The following is a 20,957-nucleotide window of genomic DNA, read 5'->3' as shown; positions in this document are numbered from 1 at the left end:
TATGCATTATCAATTGATTGAAGATCAGAAAAGCTTAAATAATTTATGCGAGCAACTAGTTAAAGCTAAAGTGTTAGCCATAGATACTGAGTTTGTTCGTACACGTACTCTGTATGCTAAATTAGGATTACTTCAGGTATGCGATGGAGAGCAATTAGCACTTATTGATCCTCTTGCAATTGATGATTTAGCACCTTTTTGGGCGTTACTTACCAACGAAAATATCACTAAAGTGCTGCATGCTTGTTCAGAGGATTTAGAAGTTTTCTTAACTGCTGGAAATTGTAAACCGGTGAATTTAATTGATAGTCAGATCATGATGTCATTTTTAGGTCATGGTTTATCTTTAGGTTATGCCGCTATGGTAAAGCACTTTACTGATATCGAATTAGATAAATCGGAATCACGTACTGATTGGACAAAAAGGCCATTAACAGAAAAACAATTGGACTACGCCAGTGCAGATGTTGATCATTTATTTGATATTTACCCTAAATTATTAGCTGAAATTACTCAAGCTGGTTTTTTAGCTTATGCTCAGATAGAAACACAGAGCATGATAGACAAAAAGTTTACGCCTATCATTGAAAGTGAAATGTACCTTAATATCAAGATGAACTGGCGATTAAATCCTAAGCAATTAAATTTATTAAAATACTTAGCAAGTTGGCGTTTTCAGCAAGCAAAAAAGCGTGATTTGCCTCTTGGTTTTGTTGCAAAAGATCATACCTTAATGGCCTTAGCACAAAGCAATCCAGAGAGTGTAAACGCCATGCTTACGCTTGAAGGAGTCGAAACACTTGATATTCGCCACAAAGGTAAAGCTATGTTGGCGGTTTTAAGCCAAGCAGAACAGGCGGAAGTAAGTAGTTATCCAGATAAAATTGATAGGTTAGATGAATATCCCGGCTACAAACAGATATTTAAAAAGTTGAAAACGTTTTTAATTACGGCAAGTGAGCAGCAAGGCTTAGCGATTGAAAATGTTGCATCAAAGAAGCAAATCAATCAATTTTTAACTTGGCAGTTTGATCTTAATGACGCTCGCAATAGTTCGGCTAAGGTTGATCTCATAACTGGTTGGCGTTACGAGTTGTTTGGTCAAACCTTGTTAGATTTTGCCCAGCAAGGTTTCGAATAACCGTCATATATCCATTGTTACATTTGTTTTTAAGGGAATAACCCTTAACATAAAAATGTGTCTTGATTATGATTTGCACAAGTTTCCTGAAACGAGCATCTTCAAGCTGATCAGGTATGTCACCTTCGTTTTCTATGTTAGGCACTCTCTAAATTTACATTTTTGTTAACAATATTTCATTGAGTCACTATGGGGTTCACCCATGGCTCATGATATATTGATAACTCAACGCTATTTTCTCAATTATCTATAGGTCTCCATTATGCTATGTGCAATTTATAAAAGTGCTAGAAAAGCCCAAACTTATCTTTTTGTTAATAAACGTGATGACTTTTCGTCAGTGCCTGAAGGTTTGATGAAAACGTTTGGTACACCAAATTTAGTCACATTAATTAATTTAGCTACCAAAGATAAATTAGCAATGGCTGACTTAGAAAAAGTGAAAAAAAACTTAATAGAAAAAGGGTTCTATTTACAGTTACCACCACCACAAGAAGACTTATTGAAAGAACATAAAGCGGCTATGGCAGCTGAAAAAGAGCAAGGAGAGCTTTAATGAATTTGACTATAAAAAGCATCATTCTATCGATGCTTCTAATTATTGGCATGATGAACTCATCAATGGCTGCTAAAGCGGAGCTTACAGAAGAGGGGTTTGCTGAGTATGTTATAAAACTAAAGGCAGAAGCATTAGCGAAAGGGTTTAGCAAAGCATTAATTGATGAAAGTTTTGCAGAAGTAAAGTTTCACGAACGTGCGGTAAAAGCGGATAGAAGCCAACCTGAAAATGTTGAAACACTTGATACTTATCTACCTAAGCGAGTGCCAAAGTGGAAAGTTGATAAAGCCAGGGCTTTGTATAAAGAGCATCAAGTATTGTTAAACCAGATCGGTGAAAAGTATCAGGTTCAACCGCGTTTTATTGTAGCTTTGTGGGGACTTGAAACTAATTTTGGTAAGTTCACTGGTGGATATAATGTTATTTCTGCCCTAGCGACATTGGCTTATGAAGGGCGACGAGAAGTCTTCTTCAAAAAACAATTAATGGCAGCATTAACTATATTAGATGAAGGTCATATTACTAATAAAAATATGAAGGGCTCATGGGCAGGGGCAATGGGACAAAATCAATTTATGCCAACGTCTTTTTTAAGCTACGCAGTTGATGGTGATGGTGATGGTAAGAAGGATATTTGGCAAAACCAAGCCGATATTTTTTCGTCTATGGCAAATTACTTACAAAAAGAAGGCTGGAATGATGAACTGACTTGGGGACGCCAAGTGAAGTTACCAAAAAACTTTGACTATACTTTAGCTATCCCAAAGAATACTGGCAGTCGAAAAAATTGGTTAAAGGCGTGGTCCAAAACTGAAAGAACGCTTACTCAGTGGCAAGCACTAGGCGTAAGGCGTTCTGATGGTACTAATTTACCTAATGTTGATATTAAAGCGGCGTTAGTTTTTCCAGATGATGAAAATGGCCGAGCATACCTTGCTTATGATAATTATAAGAGTTTAATGCACTGGAATTTATCTTATTATTTTGTCAGTTCAGTAGGTCATTTATCCGATCGTATTAAGTTTCCACCTATTCAGTAATGTACTTGAAATTTTATGAGCAAATTATGAGTAAATCCATTCGTCAATTAAGTAGTAGTAAATGATCGATAAAAACACACAAGAAAACCCATTTTGGCAAACTAAAAGCTTAGCGGAAATGACTCGCCCCGAATGGGAGTCATTATGCGATGGCTGTGCTAAATGTTGCTTAAACAAGTTTATTGATGATGAAGATACTGATGATGATTCGGAGCTGTTGCCGACCGATCATATAAAAGAAGGTGAGCACATTTTTTACTCTAATATTGCTTGTCACTTACTTAATGAAAAATCTTGTCAATGTTCTAAATATGAGCAACGGACAACGTTAGTACCTGATTGTGTTCGTTTAACACAAGAGAATATTGATGCGGTATTTTTCATGCCGCCTAGTTGTACTTACCGTCGCCTGCAAGAAGGGCGTGGCATGCCATCATGGCATCCTCTTCTACATAAAGGTAAAAAGTCTGCTATGCATAAAGCAGGTATGTCGGTAAGAGGGAAAATAGTTAAAGATAATGAAGTCAGTATTGAAAATTTTGAAGATCACATTGTCATTTGGCCATTGAATGATATTGATTAATTGATACTTAGATAGCGTATCGTTTATGACGAAAAGTACTCCCCACCCGTCCTCTATAATAAAAGCTGAACAGCAAAGCTTGCTTTACTTACATATCGCAGTTTTCCTTTTCGGCGGCACTGCGCTATTTTCTAAACTCATTGGTTTACCTGCCCTGGATATAACCGTTTATCGAACGGGTATTGCTGCCTTAGCATTGTTTATTTTGCTAACGTTGCAAAAAAAACAAATATCCTTATCAAGTATGAAAGATTACGGTATCGCCATTTTATTAGGCTGTGTGGTAGGCTTACATTGGGTCACTTATTTTACCGGCATGCAAATGGCAGGGGTTACTGTCGGCATGATAGCTTTTTTTACTTACCCGGTAATAACCGTCTTTATTGAGCCTTTTTTTAATAGAACAGTCCCTAAAATGAAAGATATGATCACAGCTTTTGTGGTTATTATTGGCATTGTGCTGTTAATTCCTGAAATTAGTTTTGGTAATCAAATTACTTTAGGCATTGTAACCGGAATTATTTCTGCGGTATTTTTTGCATTACGAAATATTCTGCATAAAAATTATTTTTCTCATTATTCTGGGCCACATACCATGCTATATCAAACCTTGGTAGCCTGTTTGATGCTGTGCCTTTTTGTAGAGGTGCCACCAATGCAAGTAACAGAAAGCGATTGGTTATTGCTTTTATTAGTCGGAGTTGTTTTTACTGCCACTCCGCACGCCTTATTTGCCTCAAGTTTACGTTCTTTATCAGCCACAACAGCTGGGCTCATTTCTTGTTTACAGCCTTTGTACGGTAGTATATTAGCCATCATTCTATTACATGAACGTCCTGATATCTTAACTATAATCGGGGGGCTATTGGTCGTTAGTGCTGCTATTTTTGAAACATGGTCAGTGAGTAGAGGAAGACGTTAGTAAGGGTTTTTAAATCACTTATTAGTAGAGAAATATAGCTATTATGAAAGGGGGATGTAGCAAGGTTTACTCTTTACTTGAACTGAGTTCATTGTGGCTGATTTAGTATTTGCGGAGAAAGTACTAAAGTCACTAGGTAAAAGGAGACGGGTATTAAATAAACCTTGTTTAATACCATACTTCACATGAGTAGAGACACGCTATGAAGAATAGTCTGTCTCTACTCATGTTAATTGTTATTTAGTCGTTATGGTTTCTTCGCACAAACTAGGCGATTTATGAGTACAATGCTAAATACTATTGAAAATAAAGCATAAACAACGACCATCCACTGTGGCATGCTGTAATTGAAGAAACGCCAACTTATTTCACCACAATCTCCCGTCGCCTCAAATAAGAATGGTATCCACTCATGCAAAGGAGCCCAAGTAGGAAAGTTAGGTATGAATTCACAACTAAAGAAGAGTGAGCCGCTATTTTTCTGCATTTCAACATGTTCTAACGCAATAATTAGTCCCCAAATTGCGCCAACTCCCCACAAAACATAAGCTAATATTCGGGCAACGATATTCTGATGTCCGATAGCACCAATAGCACCAGCGGAAAATATAGCCAAAATAGCAAGCCGTTGATACACACACATGATACAAGGCGCTAAACCTAGCACGTATTGGAAATATAAAGCTGAAAGCTCTAAGCCTAAGGCGGCGAGTGCCAGTAGTAACCATGGCCTTTGACTAGTGGTTATATTACTTAAGTAATTCACAAAAAATCCTCAAAAATGTTCAATAAAAAAGCCTCTAGCAAACTAGAAGCTTTTTAAGGGTAGCATGAAGAAATTACAGATTAAGTATTTCTTTGCTTTAAGCTCACATTATTAATGTAAACAATTGATACAAATTATTAATTTATTAATAAATGTACATAAATACTAGCAGCGTAACCTAGTGCAATTACTGGCGTCCATTTTAGGTGACTGAAGAAGGTATAGTGACCTCTTGCTTGTCCCATTAAGGCAACACCAGCGGCAGAGCCTACTGATAACAAACTACCGCCAACACCAGCAGTAAGTGTTACTAATAACCATTGCGTATGATTCATATCAGGGTTCATTGTTAGTACTGCAAACATGACGGGGATGTTATCAACAATAGCAGATAATAGACCAACTAAAATGTTGGCATTAGTTGCGCCTAATTCACCGTACATAAACTCTGATGCCATACCAAGGTAACCAATAAAGCCTAAACCACCTACAGCAAGGATAACACCATAAAAGAAGAATAAAGTATCCCATTCTGATTTAGCTATTTTATCGAAAATATCAAATTCATCTTCTTGTTTAAGAGTACTCGGTATACCTGAATCGTTGATTTTACCTTGACCAGATCTACGAAGGTAATAACCAAAGAACTTTAAGTAACCTAAACCTAACATCATGCCAAATACCGGTGGTAAATGTAGGAAGTTATGGAAAGATACGGCAGTAAGAATGGTTAAAATAAATAACCCAACGATGATTAAACCACCTTTTTTGATAGGAGTTACGTCACTTGTCTCTGAACTAGGGTTACCTGTAGGTAAAAAGAACTGCATAATAAGTGCAGGAATAACAAAGTTCACAACGGATGGTAAGAATAAGTGGAAGAATTCAGAGAACTGAACCATACCTTTTTGCCATACCATTAAAGTAGTAATATCGCCAAATGGACTAAATGCACCACCAGCGTTTGCGCCTACCACAATGTTTATACAACTCATTGCGATAAATTTAGGCTCATCTTTTCCTACGGCTAATACTACAGCACACATAATTAATGCCGTTGTTAAGTTATCTGCAATTGGAGAGATAAAGAAAGCTAAAATACCAGTTATCCAGAATAAAGCTCTATAGCTATAACCTTTTTGTACTAACCAGTCACGAAGGGAATTAAAAACATCACGCTCTAAAAGTGCGTTGATGTAAGTCATGGCAACTAATAAGAAGAAGAATAGTTCAGCATATTCAAGAAAATTATGACGAATTGCAACTTCGGCAGCATGAGGCATGCCATTAGAACCATAATAAGCAGCGATTAAAATCCAAATAAGTCCAGCAGCAAGTAATACGGGTTTTGATTTTCTTAGATGCAATTGTTCTTCTAAAATCACCAGCGTATAAGCTAGAACAAAAATAGCAATAGCGGTATAGCCAATCCAATGACTAGTTAAATCAATACTCTGATGTGCTGCCTCTGATGCAAAAGCCATGCTTGGGAAAAGCACTGCTGATAACGCCAGTAAAACGTATACAAGTGGTTTCATGTTACTCTCTAAATGGACTGTAAAGTTATATGCGGATTTAGCGATTATTATTCGGCGTGAAGTCTAACAAATTTTGTACTTAATGACACAAAAAAGCCGTTGATTTCTATTAATTTGGTTGATAACAGCTATCAATTTGATTTATAACAAGCTTAGGGGAGGCTGTTCTTTTCATTTTGGACATTGCCACTTATCTGGAGAATCTCAAGCATTTGACTTTCCTCGAACTCAAGTTCTTAGGAAATAGCCAACATGAAAGACTGCCATTTAAGTTGAGACCTATAATCACTTTAGGCACTCATCTTGATATTTACTATCGCCAAGCTAAATTTAGTACTCAAGTATGAAAAGTGAATAAAAAGTGAATGAACCTCCTACATTTCTATAGCGCTTTCGTACTCTAAAGTAGATGGGATGCATATTTTCAAGCATCGATAGAAAAGCGATACATTAAGGCCAATTTGGTGACCTTAAACTTTAGATCAGGTTTGGGCATCAGTGAGGATAAAACCAATTCCCAAAATCGGTTTGGTTTTATCTCTAATATTTATAGGTGCTAAGGTTCCCTTTGTGCCTTGAGTTCAAATGGTGAATGCAACACACAAGTTAAATTTCTCTGTTGGTGTTTCATATTTGCATGCTAAATGGACATTCTCCACCTAAGTAGACAAACTCTGTCTATTACAAGACCAGACTATAAGAACTCTAATCGAGTTAACTTTTTACTTATGCCGAGTTGACGCAATGTATAAAATTCACCTGAAGTAAGGGGAGAGGTACTTATGAATTTGAACATGCTCTTAAAAGTTTGAAAGTCTCAATTATGTCTGTTTTTTATTCACTTAATTTAACGCTGTTGATTTTTATACACTATACTGACGCCGGAGAATAAATACGCCACTGATAGCGTTGATAACTCAGAGCTATAATAACTATAAAAGGAATTCACGCATGATAAAACTCCCTCCATTAATTGTCACCGTTTGCGCAGGATTATTACTTTTAGCTTGTTCAACACCACCAAAAGAATTTGTTAAACAATCGATTACTGAAGAAAGTAAACCTCTATTTCAGAGCTATAGTGCTGAAGAGTTTTTCAAAACAACCACGGTATTTGGCTCATCAATTAATTCTGACGCGAGTGCTGTACTGATTAGCAATGATGAAACAGGTATATTTAATGCCTTTAAAATGCCTCTTGATGGCTCACCGCCAATACAGTTAACCCATTCAACACTTGAGTCTATTTATGTTAAGAGTTGGTTTCCTCGGGATGATCGATTTCTTTATACCGCTGATAAAGGTGGTGATGAATTAGATCATTTGTATGTGAGGGAATTATCGGGAGAAGTGACTGACTTAACTCCTGGAGATAAACTAAAAGCCTTCTTTGTAGGTTGGCACGAAGATGACAATCAGTTCTTTGTCGCTTCCAACGAAAGAGACCCCAAGTTTTTTGATGTATACCTCTATCAGGCCAATGATTATTCAAGGGAACTCGTTTATCAAAACAATGCCGGATATTCAGTAGAAAGTATTAGCCCTAATGGTCAGTACATAGCGTTGAGTAAGACCAATTCTAATGCAGATTCCGACCTATACCTTGCTGATCTTAATGAGAAAAATGCTGTGACTGTATTAATAACTGAGCATCAAGGGGATATTGAGCACAGTGCCTATACTTTTACGCCCGACAGCAAACAGCTGATATATTCAACAGATGAATTTGGTGAGTTTAAGCAAGCTTGGGCTTATGACTTGAAAACAAAAAATAAATCGCTAAATTATGCTTCTGATTGGGATGTCAGGTTCACTTACTTTTCTGAAAATGGTCGCTACCAAGTGATAGGCGTCAATGCAGACGCCCAAACTAAGTTACAAATCATTGATTTAAAAACAAGACTACGATTAGCTCTACCGAACTTGCCAGGTGGAGATTTACGGGGGGTTAACTTTTCTGCCGATGCCAGCCAACTAGTATTTTATATTAATTCAGATACGTCACCATCTAATTTATATGTCCATAAATTAGGTTCAACTGGAGTTAAACGTTTAACCAACACAGGAAACCCTAATATTCTCGAAGATAATTTAGTGGAGGGAGAAGTTGTTCGCTTTAAAAGCTTTGACGGTTTAGATATCCCCGGTATTTTGTATAAACCAAAACAGGCAGAATTCAACAAGGTTCCTGCTTTAGTATTTATACATGGTGGTCCAGGGGGACAAAGTCGCAAGGGATATTCGGCCTTAGTGCAACATTTAGTGAATAATGGCTATGCTATTTTTAAAGTAAATAATCGCGGTTCGAGTGGCTATGGCAAAACATTCTTTCACTTAGATGATAAGAAACACGGTGATCATGATTTAAAGGATGTGGTTTATAACAAATATTATTTGCAATCGTTGGATTGGGTCGATAAAGACAGAATTGGTGTTATTGGAGGCAGTTATGGCGGATATTTAACTATGGCGGCGATGGCATTTACAGACGAGTTTCAAGCAGGAGTCAATATATTTGGCGTCACTAATTGGGTGCGAACACTGGAAAGCATTCCTCCATACTGGGAAGCATTTAGGAAATCACTATATGATGAATTAGGCGATCCCAACACTGATAAAGAACGATTGCATAATATTTCTCCGGTTTTCTTTGGTCATCAAATCAAGAAACCTGTACTTGTTGTGCAAGGTAAAAATGATCCTAGAGTGTTAAAAATTGAAAGTGATGAAATGGTTGATTCCATCAGGAGTGGTGGTACTTACGTTGATTATTTGGTGTTTGATGATGAAGGCCACGGTTTTAGTAAGAAAGCTAATCGTATTGAAGCATCCAACAAGTACTTAAACTTTTTCAAAACACAATTGTAATCTTTGAACTTCACCATAGTATAAAAATTTTTAGGTAAAGGTCAGATTCAAGTTCTGACTTTGCCTAATATTAAATTCGCCCTAGAATGCGTACTCTTAAGTCATACCAATACAACTTCCTGACTGACGGCTATGGTAGCTTAGTTCGCTTCTGGCTTAACGACTCATTGACGAAAGTCATCATTAAAGACTCATGTTTTATCTATGGAGAACATCCGCTATCAACAGACTGTTAACGTTCATGAGTGTTCCTGTTAAAGATTATATGCTTTTAGCGCATCATCATACTTATACAAACAGTAAATTGGCTATGTTAAATTACAAAGATGATATGCAAAAACAGTCTATAGATTAAAGCTTTCAGATGTCGAAGTTCAATGATAAAACCTTGGCAGCTAACTTGCCTTACTCCGGTAACATCCAGCGTTTTTTCCTGATATGTCAACTATTTTGATTGTCGATAAATACAAAAATATAAACGCTAAGATTGTGGCCCTACAAAGAAAAGAACCATCAATACCTATGCGAATATACTCCTTAATATTTATATTACTGTCACCTTAGATAATGAGTTTTGAATTTCATACGCTGGATGTTTTTCTTTGGGAGTTAAGTGCAGGATTAATGCCTTGGTCATAGGAGCGGCCGAAGCAGGATTTTGACCTGTGATCAACCTTCCGTCTACAATTACATGTTCTTTACCTTTAGCTGCTGAGGTATAAATACCGCCGAGCGAAACAATTTTATCTTCTAATAAAAAAGGATAGTTATTTTTAGCCCAACGTCCCTCTTCGATGTTAGCTTTTGCTGTTAATTTCCTTCCTGAAATAAGACGCGAACCATCAGATAGTTTGACATTAATAAGTGCAGCTGGACCATGACAATCTGCTGAAATGATACCGCCATTTTCATATATTTCTCGAGTCACCCTTTGTGCTTCTTGGTTTTCAACCAAATCAAACATAGGTCCCGCGCCACCTGCAAAATATACCGCTCTATATTGCCTTGATATTACCTGTTTTAGCTCAATTGACTGTTCAAGTTTTTCCGGCAACGAAGATTGCTTAAACCAGTTACTGTCCTTGCCCGACAGACGAGAACTACCACTGGCAATTCCCTTACCTCCTTTAGGACTAGCAATATCGATTTCAAATTCAGCTTGTTCTAACAATTTATATGGTTCAACAACTTCAGGCAACCAAAAGCCATGTTGATCACTCGAAATTATGATCAGCACCTTACCCTTAACCTCATTATCGTTTATCCCTTTAGCATTTGAACTGGTGGCAAAAGTAAAAACAAGCCAAAGTGGAAGGAGCATTTTTAGTATCAACTTATATTGTTTTAATTCTTTCATTAGTAATCCTCTTGTACAGTCATTGTTTATATTTCGATGACAAAGGTACTGATAATTAAGCTGGAAAAAATGAACAAAAAAGGATTAGTTAGGATTTAATAAGGAAAAACTTGTGACTTAATTATGACTTCACATAAAAATCATATAGTTATAATTAAATCCATCTCAAAAAAAGCTGACTCTTTTTGAAGGTTTTCATTAGTTATTTTGATTAAATACTTTATGATGATGCTAGCTAAAATATAACAACTAATAAATTTACAGTATTAATAGGATGTACTTTGCGTTATCTCGAATTTAATCACATTACGATAGATACTCAGAATCAATTACTGATCCGTGATGGTGAAAGCATTATCCTTGCACCTAAAGTTTATGACTTATTGATCTTCTTTTGTAAAAACCCAGCAAGAATAATAACCAAAGATGAGTTAATGGATGAAGTCTGGACAGGTACGTTAGTGACTGAAAATGCCATTAGTCGTACCCTAGTAAAAGTAAGAAAAGCATTAGGAGATGATCCTAAAAGCCCGCAATTTATCATTACCGTGCCGCGTAAAGGCTATAGAATGGTTACTGAATTTAATGGCAGTGATAAATGCCAATACAATGAGCAAAATACGACTGAGCAAACAAGTACAAACAAAGAAAACAATAATACGATAACAACTTCTTTCTCTTCAGTTAATAGCACTAAAAACAAAAAACCAAAAACGTTATTTTCCTTGTTTGCGATCTCTTGCACATTATTAATAGTGGCAGTTTCCTTTTATTTTTCAATTCAACAGAATATCGAAATAATTGCCACTAAGCAGCTAAAGCCACTAACGAGAGAGATAGCTGACGAACAACATCCAAATGTCTCTCCAGATTTAAGTCAACTTGCCTATACCAAAGTAGTCAGGGGTAAACCAAGTTATATTAATATTGAAAACTTGTCAGATCATTCCAAAATGAGTGTCAGTCACCCAAGAGGAAAGTTATCTCGCCCAGTATGGTCGCCAACAGAGAGTAAAATTGCCTTTTTATATCAGCATAAACAGGTTTGTATTATTTTTTTAGCTGAACAAAAAGAAATTAAAAACAAAGATAACTGGCAAGAAATTACAGAATGTAGCGGCGAAAGTTGGCCTCATTTGGTTTTTTCACCTGATGGCCAGTATTTATACTTTAACGACCGACAATCAAAAGCTAATGGTTATCAAATTTTTCGTGTCGATTTGCTTAATAAACAAAAAGATATTATTAATCAGCCAATCACCAGTGGTCAGGGAAATTACGCTTTTGATATTTCCCCTGATGGTCAACGCTTAGTCATGCTAAATAGTGAGTTCACTTCTCAAACTCGTATTTATACACTAGATATCGCCCAAGCTAAATTGCAACTAAGAGCAAAGTTACCTTACTTGATGGGCGCTGTCGTTTGGCATCATGACAATATGACACTGGTGCATCCTTCTCCTCACCCAGCTTATGAGTTATGGCAAAGTAATTTGGCCGGAGAAAAATTAGCAGTGGTTGTCAGTAATACCTCACGGGTCAAACAACTTTCGCGTATTAACAACAAGCAAGATTTTACGTTTGTTTCTTATTTAATAAACCGAGACATTCACTTTAAAGACTCAAATAAAGACAATCAGTCGATGAATTTAGATAACTCTTCGGTAATGGATTATCTGCCTGCGCTTGCTAATAATAGTGGTCAATATGCTTTTGTTTCCAAACGTTCAACTACAGCAGAAGTTTATTTAGCACCATTACCTACTGAGAATAAGCGTGTCGCTACGAGTAAACAGCTAACATTTTTTAATGCCCCGATGAGACTCTATCAATTGTTATTTTCACCTGATGACAGTCAACTTATGGTTTTAGCTGACAATCAAATCGTTATTGTTGATATAGATAAAGGCGAGGTAAATAAACTGGCTTTAGGTAATAGAGCTATTAGCGGTATCAGTTGGCAGGATCAACACACCTTATTATTCTCGACTATTCGCAATAATGATTGGCAATTAATGCAGTACAACATCGCAACTAAAATACTCACAGCCATGCCAAATGGTTATCAGGGAGGTCTATATGATCACAAAAATCAGAACTTTTACTTTTTAGCCGATGAAAGCAATGAAGTGATGAAATTGAATGATTTAACACAAACCCCTCAATCAACAGGATTAATTTGTGACCCAGGCTTTATAAACCGCCAGCTGAATTTAACATTAACACCTAATGGCTTAGTTTGTTTATCTGATGTTAACAATAATATACAAGAACTTAAGTACTATTCGTTTGCTGATAAGTCGATCTCCCCATGGCAAAAATTGCCAACATCGTTTGATTATCAAATAAATGATAAAGGTGTTATTTTCACTCAGTTGAAACAATCTGTGGCTGATATTATGCAAACAAAAAGTAATTAACGAGTAATACCCACCAAGCACTTAACTACATGACATAACAAAATACAATGTAACCCTTTGTTTATATGCTAATAAAGTTGTGACCACTTAGATGGTCACAACTTATTCCAAACTAATCACTTCTTTATCCCGCTTTGTTCCTTTCTTTAATAGCTATTTGCTTAACACTGGCACCACATTGTTAAGCAGGAGTTATTATGGACAAGCCCATCAGCAACAAAATAAAAAAAACCAACTACCGTAACTATTTATTATTTACGTTAACTATTTGTATAGCAGCCGCTGTACTTACCATTGCCAAATCAAGTATTGATACAGGAAAAACGTATAACGTTGAGAAACAAAACTTAGTCCTAGATACCGTAAAACAATCAACGTTTACTGAATTTTTACCTTTGCGTGGTTTAGTACAACCCGAAGAAACAATTTTTATAGATACTATTGATGGGGGGCGTGTTGAGGAAGTTTTTGTTCAAGAAGGCGCATTGGTTAAACAAGGTCAAGCAATTCTCAAATTAAGTAATACTAATTTACAACTGAATGTTCTAGCACGAGAAGCTGAAGTGTCAGAGCAAATCAATAATATGCGCAATACACGTTTAGCATTAGAACAAAATCAATTATCGCTTAAGCGAGATGTAATTGAACTCGATTTTTCAGTACTACGTTTACAAAAAGATTTTAATCGCCATAAAGCCTTAATCGAAAAAAAAATAATTTCACAACAAGCTTTTGAACGAGTAGAAGATGAATTAGCTTTTCAAATTAAATATCGAGAAACAGTTAAAGAAAGCCAAGAAAAAGAAGCCATATTACAAAGCCAACAATTAGCGCAACTTGAACAAAGTATCCAAACACTACAAAGCAACCTCGCTATTTCTCGATCCAGTTTAGATAAGTTAATTATTCGAGCCCCAAAAGCTGGGCAGTTAACATTTTTAGATGCCAGAGTCGGTGAGTCAAAACGTGATGGCGAAAGGTTAGGTCAAGTGGATTTAATTGACCAATATAAAGTCAGTGCACAAGTAGATGAGTTTTATGTTAGCCGTGTTGCCAAAGGACAAATTGCGTCTTTTGAATCAGGCCAAAAAAGTTATCAGTTAATCGTTAGTAAAGTTTATCCCGGTATAAATAACGGCACCTTTAAAGTTGATTTCAAATTACAAAGCCAACAAATTGCTCAAACGTTACGCCTTGGTCAAAGTTTACAAATGAAGTTTAACTTGTCATCAAGTGAGTCAAAACTGCTACTCGCCAATGGAGGATTTATACAGAGTAGTGCTGGAAGTTGGGCATTTGTAGTTGACCCCTCTGGTGCGACCGCTAGTAAGCGCACTATTCGTTTAGGTCGAAAAAACCCACAAAGTATTGAAGTTATTTCTGGTTTGCTGGCCGGTGATCGCGTGATCACTTCTTCCTACGCCAGCTTTGCTGATGCACAGCAACTTAATCTTAGTAACTAAACACGTATAAAAAAACGAATTTTAAAATCAAATAACTATGGTCGGTCGACAAAAGTCGGTCGAAAACAATACACATATACCCAAAGGAATTATTATGATCACATTAAATAATATCAGCCGCTCATTTATCGGCGATGAAGTAGAAACGGTCGCTATTGACGACATGAGCTTGACCATAAAAAAAGGCGAATTCTTGTCAATATTAGGACCGTCGGGCTGCGGTAAGTCAACCTTACTTAATGTACTTGGTATGTTAGACCATATCGACCAAGGGCAGTTTACGTTTTTGAAAACCAATGTAGGCCAATCAACTGAAAGCCAGCGCGCACAATTAAGAAAACAACATATCGGTTTTATTTTCCAGAGTTTTAATTTAATTGATGAATTAACTGTTGAGCAAAACATAGAGTTACCGCTTTATTATCACAAAGTGGCAAAGGCTGAACGAAAACGTTTAGTTGATGAAGTATTACATCGTGTTGATATTGCTCATCGTCGTAACCATTTACCCGCGAAATTATCAGGCGGACAGCAACAACGTGTTGCTATTGCGCGCGCTATTGTTACTCAACCAGACCTAATTCTAGCCGACGAACCAACAGGGAATTTAGACTCAAAAAACTCGATACAGATAATGGAATTACTCCAGCAACTAAACCAAGAAGGGTCAACCATTGTTATGGTGACTCATGCACCTGAACATGTAAATTATGGTACGCGTGTTATTGAGTTGCTCGATGGAAATATTTGCAAGGACAATCAAATAAGCTCTCAAATTGAGCTAACTACTGCGGAGGTGTCATGTGCTTAAATTATTATTAATTGTTGCGTGGCGCAACTTCAGCCGCGATAAAGTAACCAGTGCGATTCAATTAGTTGGACTGATTATCGGTATTGCCTGTTTTATCTTAATTCAACAATATGTTGACCAACAAAAAAGTTATAACCAGCAATTTACAGACGCTGAGTCTATTTATCGTGTTAACTTACAACGTGATGATAATAGAGCACAAGCTTTGACTACGTTGGCGCTAGCTGAAGGACTTGATAGTAACTTTAGTCAAGTAGACTCTGTTACTCGAGTATCACGTAGTAATATTTCAGTTAAACATCAACAAAATGTATTTTCGGAGCGTGGTCTCTATGTCGATAGTAATTATTTTGATTTCTTCGACTTTGAATTGATCGAAGGTGATATTCACACAGCACTTGATGCTCCAGATAGTCTCGTTTTACACGAAGCATTGGCCATTAAGTATTTCGCGCGCAGTAGCGGTGTTATAGGTAGTCGCTTAACCATTAATGGTAAAGAGCATCAAGTCACTGCTGTCGTGAAAAAAACTACGACGGCTAGCACTATGCCTGCCACACTATTGATACCAATCAAAAATTTCTATGAACAATTGCCTGCAGTCGATTGGGCCGAACGCTGGAATTACGCAGCGACAGTGACCTTTGCTAAGATAACAGACACAACAAATATACAAACAGTCGCTAGCGATGTTAGTCGTTATTACGATAACCGGACAAAAGGTTTATCGTCTTATAAAAAACGTCAGATCACTTTCGAACCTTTGCGCGAGCTTTATTTAAACAACAACGTAGCTTATAGCTTAATACCACCAGGCAGTGCTGCCATGGTCAATGTATTCAGTATTATTTCATACATGATTTTAGTACTTGCTTGTGTCAACTTTACTAACTTATCAACAGCAGCCGCCATGCGCCGTGGTAAAGACGTTGGTGTACGTAAAGCACTAGGTGCGAGTAAAGGGCAATTAGTAACGCAATACTTAGTTGAAACAGTGTTATTAACAGCAATCGCTACACTACTTTCCTTAGTCGTTATAACGTTATGTTTACCTACATTTAATCAACTGATGAACGTCGAAATAAGTTTGACATACTCGATGCTTTTTATCACACAAATAAGCGGACTAACGCTTTTGGTCGGTATGGTATCAGGGAGTTATCCAGCATTTTTCTTAAGTAACTTATCTCCTGCGCATGTATTAAAAGGTTTAGTGACAACATCAAAGTCAGGTGTGCTCTTACGCCGATCTCTGATCATTATACAATTTGCGATTGCCGCATTTTTAGTAGTCACTAGTTTAGTTGTAAATTGGCAAATGCAGTTTATTAAAGACATGCCACAAGGTTTTGACAGAGAAAATGTACTGATCGTTAGTTATGGTGAAAAAATATATCCTGCTTTTAAGAACCAAGTCGAACGTCACCCGGATGTTATTTCAGCTTCGATGTCACACACAGTGCCAACAAAATCAACGCGTACTTCAAACACTGTAAGACGACTTGAGGATATGACGACAGAGATTTGGACAGGTAACAATCCTGTTCATTATGATTTCTTTTCAACCTTTGGCATTACGATTTTAGCAGGGCGTGATTTCTCTACTGCTTATGTAAATGATACTTATCAAGAAAATAAAGATGACTGGCAAAGTTCAACGGGGAAATTAATCATTAATCAAACCTTAGCCACGACACTCGGTTGGAGCCCCGAAGAAGCTGTGGGAAAAATGTTGACCTTAGGTGGCGGCAACGAAGGATTACACAATCATCAAATTATCGCAGTAGTTGAAGATACCCATTATGTTAATGCTAAAAATGTTATTCCGCCGATGACCTATATATTATCTGCTAAGCCAGAACAACGCCCTTTACGTTGGGTCTCTATTCGCTTAAAAGCAGGTGCCAGCTTACAAACAGTCAAAGATCTTGAACAAATATGGTTGGGCTTAGATGGTAAGTTAGCTTTTAAATATAACTGGTTGTCAGACTTGTTTTCAGCCTCATATCGCAATGAAAACCAACAAACAAATTTACTCAATATCTTTACGTTAATTGCAATTACAGTAACGGCTATTGGCTTATTTGGCTTGGCTGCTTTTAATACCCAACGACGTATTAAAGAAATTGCCATACGAAAAATACTCGGAGCAAGCACTGGCCAGTTATGCTTTATGTTAGTAAACCAATTTTCAAGTTTAGTATTACTCGCTAATCTTCTCGCTCTACCCTTGGCTTACCTACTAATACAAGACTGGCTAAATGGTTTTATTTATCGTATTGCTATGCCTTACAGCGCCTTTTTACTTAGTGCGTTATTTTGTTTAGTTATTGCCTATGTCACTGTAATGGCAGTCGCATTTAAAGCGGCAACAGCCAAACCCGTTGATTCACTTACCTGCGAATAGTCACTATTTTAAGTTCTAAGCTAAAGCTTTTGGTATGCCCAAAAGCTTTAGCCAAAACAAGTGCCCTTTATAAAAAAACATGGTATTCAAATGATTAATATAAAAAAATCTAACATAATTAAAAATATAAAAACGGCTGTTATTTTAATCACATTATCTATTTCTCCACTAACGGTATTTGCTAATAGCGCTGTAGTCACAGATCTAAATGAACCACTCGTTATTGCGAAAAAATATAATTTTCAGTCAAAAAGGCTTGGAGAAGACCGTACTTTCTATGTGCATTTACCTGATAACTACCCACTATCAGGCAAAACATATCCCGTATTATATATTCCTGATGCTCAAAATAAGATGCAAAAAACAGCTGCTATCACTGATGATTTAACAACTTTTGGTAAACGTATTCCGGCGATGATTGTGGTTGGTATTGAAACCAATAAAAACCGTAAAGCCGACTTAAGCACTTTTGATAGTTCAATAACCTTTCTAAATTTTATTACCCAAGAGCTTAAGCCTTACATAAATGAGCATTATCAAACAAGTGGTGAAAATTTATTAATGGGTAGCTCGATGGGAGGAGAGTTTGTATTACGTGCTTTATTAGAGCAGCCAAATCAATTTAATGGATACTTTGCTATAAGCCCAAGTGTTTATTACAGTGATTTTACGTTAGTTGATAAAGCGATACAAATTTCAAATAAAAAACAAGTTATCAACAAGAAACTTTATTTAAGCGTTGCTAATGAGGGCTGGAACCAAGGGGTAGACATGCTAGTTTATCATTTGAAAAAGCATCCTATTCAAGGATTAGAGTGGCAGTTTGATAAGTTAGAACACGAGTCACATGGCTCCATTTCATTTAGAAAAAGCTATACCGATTTACAAGATTATTATCAAGGGTGGGCAGCACCCCATTTTAAAAACATTCAAGACTTTGAAACGCAAGGAGCCATAGAGGGTTTACTGAGATTATATGCTAAACGATCCCCATCAGTTATTCCTGTGAGCTTACTTGACCACATAGCGATATTGTATCTTGATGAACAACAAGCTGACAACGCTATTGAGTTATCCTTGTTGGCTGTCAAGGAACACCCTACATCTGGTAGAGTGTGGAGAAACTTGGCTTTCATTTATGAAAAACTATCAATGCAAAATGAAGCATTAGCAGCTTTAGAGCAAGCATTGAGCACCGCAATTTTAAATAAGCATCGTGCACGCAGTATTGCCTCACATAAAAAAGCTTTGACTGAGTTTAAAGCTAAACAAGGGTAATATCTGGCTGTTGCACGCTCAAAAAGCAGACTATCATTACGTCTACTTGTTATTAAACCAAGACTAATTAAGTATTCGTATATAATGCTTATTAATCTCCACTTTCGTATCTAAGTAATACTTATCAAGGATGATTTTACTCATAAATAATGACCGCTTCAGGTTCAGTTGATTTTAACTCAGTAGTTATTCATGCCAGTTTTGAGATGAAATTGATATTAAGTTCTATTTCACAAAAGGGGCGATTGCGCCATAGATTATATAATCTAAATAACCTCCTATCTCGCAAAGGGTCACTTAGTGAGATAGGATCTATGACAACTTGGTGCCTTGCTGACGTTGGCTGTTGGCTATTCTTTATGTCAACAGATTAGCCAAAAACGGTCATTGAGTTTTTGTGAAACCATGAACATATTTAGGGTAGTTTTAACCGAAATAAGTTGGTCGCTTGTGAGGCAAGTTTAAGCTACAAAGCAGACATTAGGTACATAACTTTTATTGTTGCAAGAGCGAGCCTAACTACCTCCACATGACCTTGTTAGGCTTTTTTATTACTAATAGACTTTAAAGTTCCAACAGTATCATTTTTAAAATTAAAAATGATCATATGAGAATCGTAAAACAATGCATTTCCAGCAATCCCTTCAATTCCTGCACCTTCTAAGCCTGGAGTTTGATCAATATAAATAGCTTTTGAGCTGCAAGAGCTACCAATGCAAATAGGTTGAACTGGTAAAGCCCCTTTTAATACAATCTCTTTTCCCCAAGCACTAACTTTAATTTTATAAGGTGGATTCTTAGCGTCTTCAGGAGATACAACTTTAAGCCAATTTTTTTTAGTTAAAGTAAGAGGGAATATTGAAGATCCAGTATCTAAAACAATATTATGAAATGTTTGCTCACCAGAATTAACTTTAACCATTAAATGGCCCGTTTTGAATCTATATGACTCTAACCAGCTAATTTCTAGTTTGTTTGTATCATCACAGTTATCCACTATTAACATTTGATTTGGAAAATCAACCGTCAAACATTGATTTTTAAAATAATCAGTACCTAACGTGCCTATAACTCTATCAGTTTCCATTTTAGGCATTGCCTTAAAACTATGTGTTTGGGTTGTTTTATTTAAGCTATTAAAGTTGATAGTTTTACTAACCTCTGTCCCATAAGCATATGAGTCTGTTGCACCAGTATCTAATTGTAAAAACTTATCTTTTTTACCCGCTACAGCAATAAGCATTGCTCCTTTTTCATAGGTGACACCGAAACTCTCAAAACTCTCCCAAAAAAAAGGGATTTTTGTTACTGCAAAAGAGGTAGTGGAAAAAATTGAAAAAATCATAAAAATAATACTTTTTGTCATTGAAATGAAACTCCATATATTGATTGAAAGCCTAATGGCAAACATTTTTGCCTAAAATTATATAGCTTATGAAATCCTATTGACGCGTTATGTTATATGCACGTACTACTAATGATTTCTTTTTGTTTTTTAATTTTACTTTCATTGTTATTTGATTCTGAAATTGCTAAGTCTATTTTAGCTTCTGTACATTTATCAGATAAGTCTTTACTCATGAGATAACCTTGATCTTTTTGTTGTTGTACCATACCTTCTGTACCGTTATATTCATTTCGGTCTTCAGGCTTCCTATCTTTCTGATATGAAGGGGGCTGAGTTACTTTACAGCCAGCCAATAAGATAACTAATGAAATTACAATTGATTTACTAAACATTGCTTCTATCTCCATGTGAATATAACGCCTCAGATGACCTGGTCATTGTGGTGTCATGTATTAT

At 36.4% G+C, this 20,957-nt stretch carries 16 protein-coding genes; 11 read left to right on the top strand and 5 right to left on the bottom strand.

Going from position 1 to position 20,957, the window contains the following annotated elements:
* Position 1: 1 nt before the first annotated feature.
* The 5 genes from rnd (at position 2) to CPS_RS15680 (ending at position 4,245) form a co-directional block, all read left to right on the top strand.
* On the top strand, positions 2-1,141 hold the full coding sequence (rnd, locus tag CPS_RS15700) for a ribonuclease D (RefSeq protein ID WP_011044278.1): 1,140 nt from the start codon (positions 2-4) through the stop codon (positions 1,139-1,141).
* Positions 1,142-1,403: 262 nt separating this feature from the next.
* On the top strand, positions 1,404-1,697 hold the full coding sequence (locus CPS_RS15695) for a YcgL domain-containing protein (RefSeq protein ID WP_011044277.1): 294 nt from the start codon (positions 1,404-1,406) through the stop codon (positions 1,695-1,697).
* A complete protein-coding gene (locus tag CPS_RS15690) occupies positions 1,697-2,740 on the top strand; it encodes a lytic murein transglycosylase (protein WP_011044276.1) in 1,044 nt (347 codons plus the stop codon). The genes CPS_RS15695 and CPS_RS15690 overlap by 1 nt, the downstream gene beginning before the upstream one ends.
* A gap of 61 nt (positions 2,741-2,801) precedes the next feature.
* Entirely contained in the window at positions 2,802-3,323 is a 522-nt protein-coding gene (locus tag CPS_RS15685) for a YcgN family cysteine cluster protein (RefSeq protein ID WP_011044275.1), read from the top strand.
* A 58-nt stretch (positions 3,324-3,381) separates the two neighbouring features.
* A complete protein-coding gene (locus CPS_RS15680) occupies positions 3,382-4,245 on the top strand; it encodes a DMT family transporter (protein WP_041737975.1) in 864 nt (287 codons plus the stop codon).
* Between the two features lie 247 nt (positions 4,246-4,492).
* Here CPS_RS15680 and dsbB read toward each other — a convergent pair whose 3' ends face one another.
* On the bottom strand, positions 4,493-5,011 hold the full coding sequence (dsbB, locus tag CPS_RS15675) for a disulfide bond formation protein DsbB (RefSeq protein ID WP_011044273.1): 519 nt from the start codon (positions 5,009-5,011) through the stop codon (positions 4,493-4,495).
* Between the two features lie 137 nt (positions 5,012-5,148).
* The gene (gene nhaD, locus CPS_RS15670) at positions 5,149-6,549 is read right to left on the bottom strand and encodes a sodium:proton antiporter NhaD (protein WP_041737099.1); all 1,401 of its coding nucleotides are present in this window, start codon (positions 6,547-6,549) and stop codon (positions 5,149-5,151) included.
* Positions 6,550-7,500: 951 nt separating this feature from the next.
* On the opposite strand from nhaD, the gene CPS_RS15665 reads away from it, so the two are divergent.
* Entirely contained in the window at positions 7,501-9,417 is a 1,917-nt protein-coding gene (locus tag CPS_RS15665; protein WP_011044271.1) for an alpha/beta hydrolase family protein, read from the top strand.
* Positions 9,418-9,961: 544 nt separating this feature from the next.
* Here CPS_RS15665 and CPS_RS15660 read toward each other — a convergent pair.
* Positions 9,962-10,774 (bottom strand): type 1 glutamine amidotransferase domain-containing protein, encoded by an 813-nt coding sequence (locus CPS_RS15660; protein WP_011044269.1) that lies wholly within the window; start codon positions 10,772-10,774, stop codon positions 9,962-9,964.
* A gap of 281 nt (positions 10,775-11,055) precedes the next feature.
* On the opposite strand from CPS_RS15660, the gene CPS_RS15655 reads away from it, so the two are divergent.
* The 5 genes from CPS_RS15655 to CPS_RS15635 all read left to right on the top strand — a co-directional run bounded on the left by CPS_RS15655 (position 11,056) and on the right by CPS_RS15635 (position 19,153).
* Positions 11,056-13,194, top strand: a complete 2,139-nt coding sequence (locus CPS_RS15655) for a winged helix-turn-helix domain-containing protein (protein ID WP_011044268.1) — start codon at positions 11,056-11,058, stop codon at positions 13,192-13,194.
* Between the two features lie 197 nt (positions 13,195-13,391).
* Positions 13,392-14,657 (top strand): efflux RND transporter periplasmic adaptor subunit, encoded by a 1,266-nt coding sequence (locus tag CPS_RS15650; RefSeq protein WP_011044267.1) that lies wholly within the window; start codon positions 13,392-13,394, stop codon positions 14,655-14,657.
* A 94-nt stretch (positions 14,658-14,751) separates the two neighbouring features.
* The gene (locus CPS_RS15645) at positions 14,752-15,468 is read left to right on the top strand and encodes an ABC transporter ATP-binding protein (protein WP_011044266.1); all 717 of its coding nucleotides are present in this window, start codon (positions 14,752-14,754) and stop codon (positions 15,466-15,468) included.
* Positions 15,461-17,875: an ABC transporter permease gene (locus tag CPS_RS15640; protein ID WP_011044265.1), complete on the top strand. Its 2,415-nt coding sequence runs from the start codon at positions 15,461-15,463 to the stop codon at positions 17,873-17,875. The genes CPS_RS15645 and CPS_RS15640 overlap by 8 nt, the downstream gene beginning before the upstream one ends.
* A gap of 90 nt (positions 17,876-17,965) precedes the next feature.
* Entirely contained in the window at positions 17,966-19,153 is a 1,188-nt protein-coding gene (locus tag CPS_RS15635; protein ID WP_041737098.1) for an alpha/beta hydrolase-fold protein, read from the top strand.
* A gap of 538 nt (positions 19,154-19,691) precedes the next feature.
* Here the strand turns inward: CPS_RS15635 and CPS_RS15630 are convergent.
* Both CPS_RS15630 and CPS_RS15625 read right to left on the bottom strand, forming a co-directional pair.
* Positions 19,692-20,519, bottom strand: a complete 828-nt coding sequence (locus CPS_RS15630; protein ID WP_041737097.1) for a hypothetical protein — start codon at positions 20,517-20,519, stop codon at positions 19,692-19,694.
* A gap of 92 nt (positions 20,520-20,611) precedes the next feature.
* Entirely contained in the window at positions 20,612-20,908 is a 297-nt protein-coding gene (locus tag CPS_RS15625; protein ID WP_238383551.1) for a hypothetical protein, read from the bottom strand.
* Positions 20,909-20,957 lie beyond the last annotated feature (49 nt).

The sequence above is a fragment of the Colwellia psychrerythraea 34H genome (assembly GCF_000012325.1).
GTDB lineage: Bacteria > Pseudomonadota > Gammaproteobacteria > Enterobacterales > Alteromonadaceae > Colwellia > Colwellia psychrerythraea_A.
This window is presented reverse-complemented; position numbering and strand designations above follow the sequence as displayed.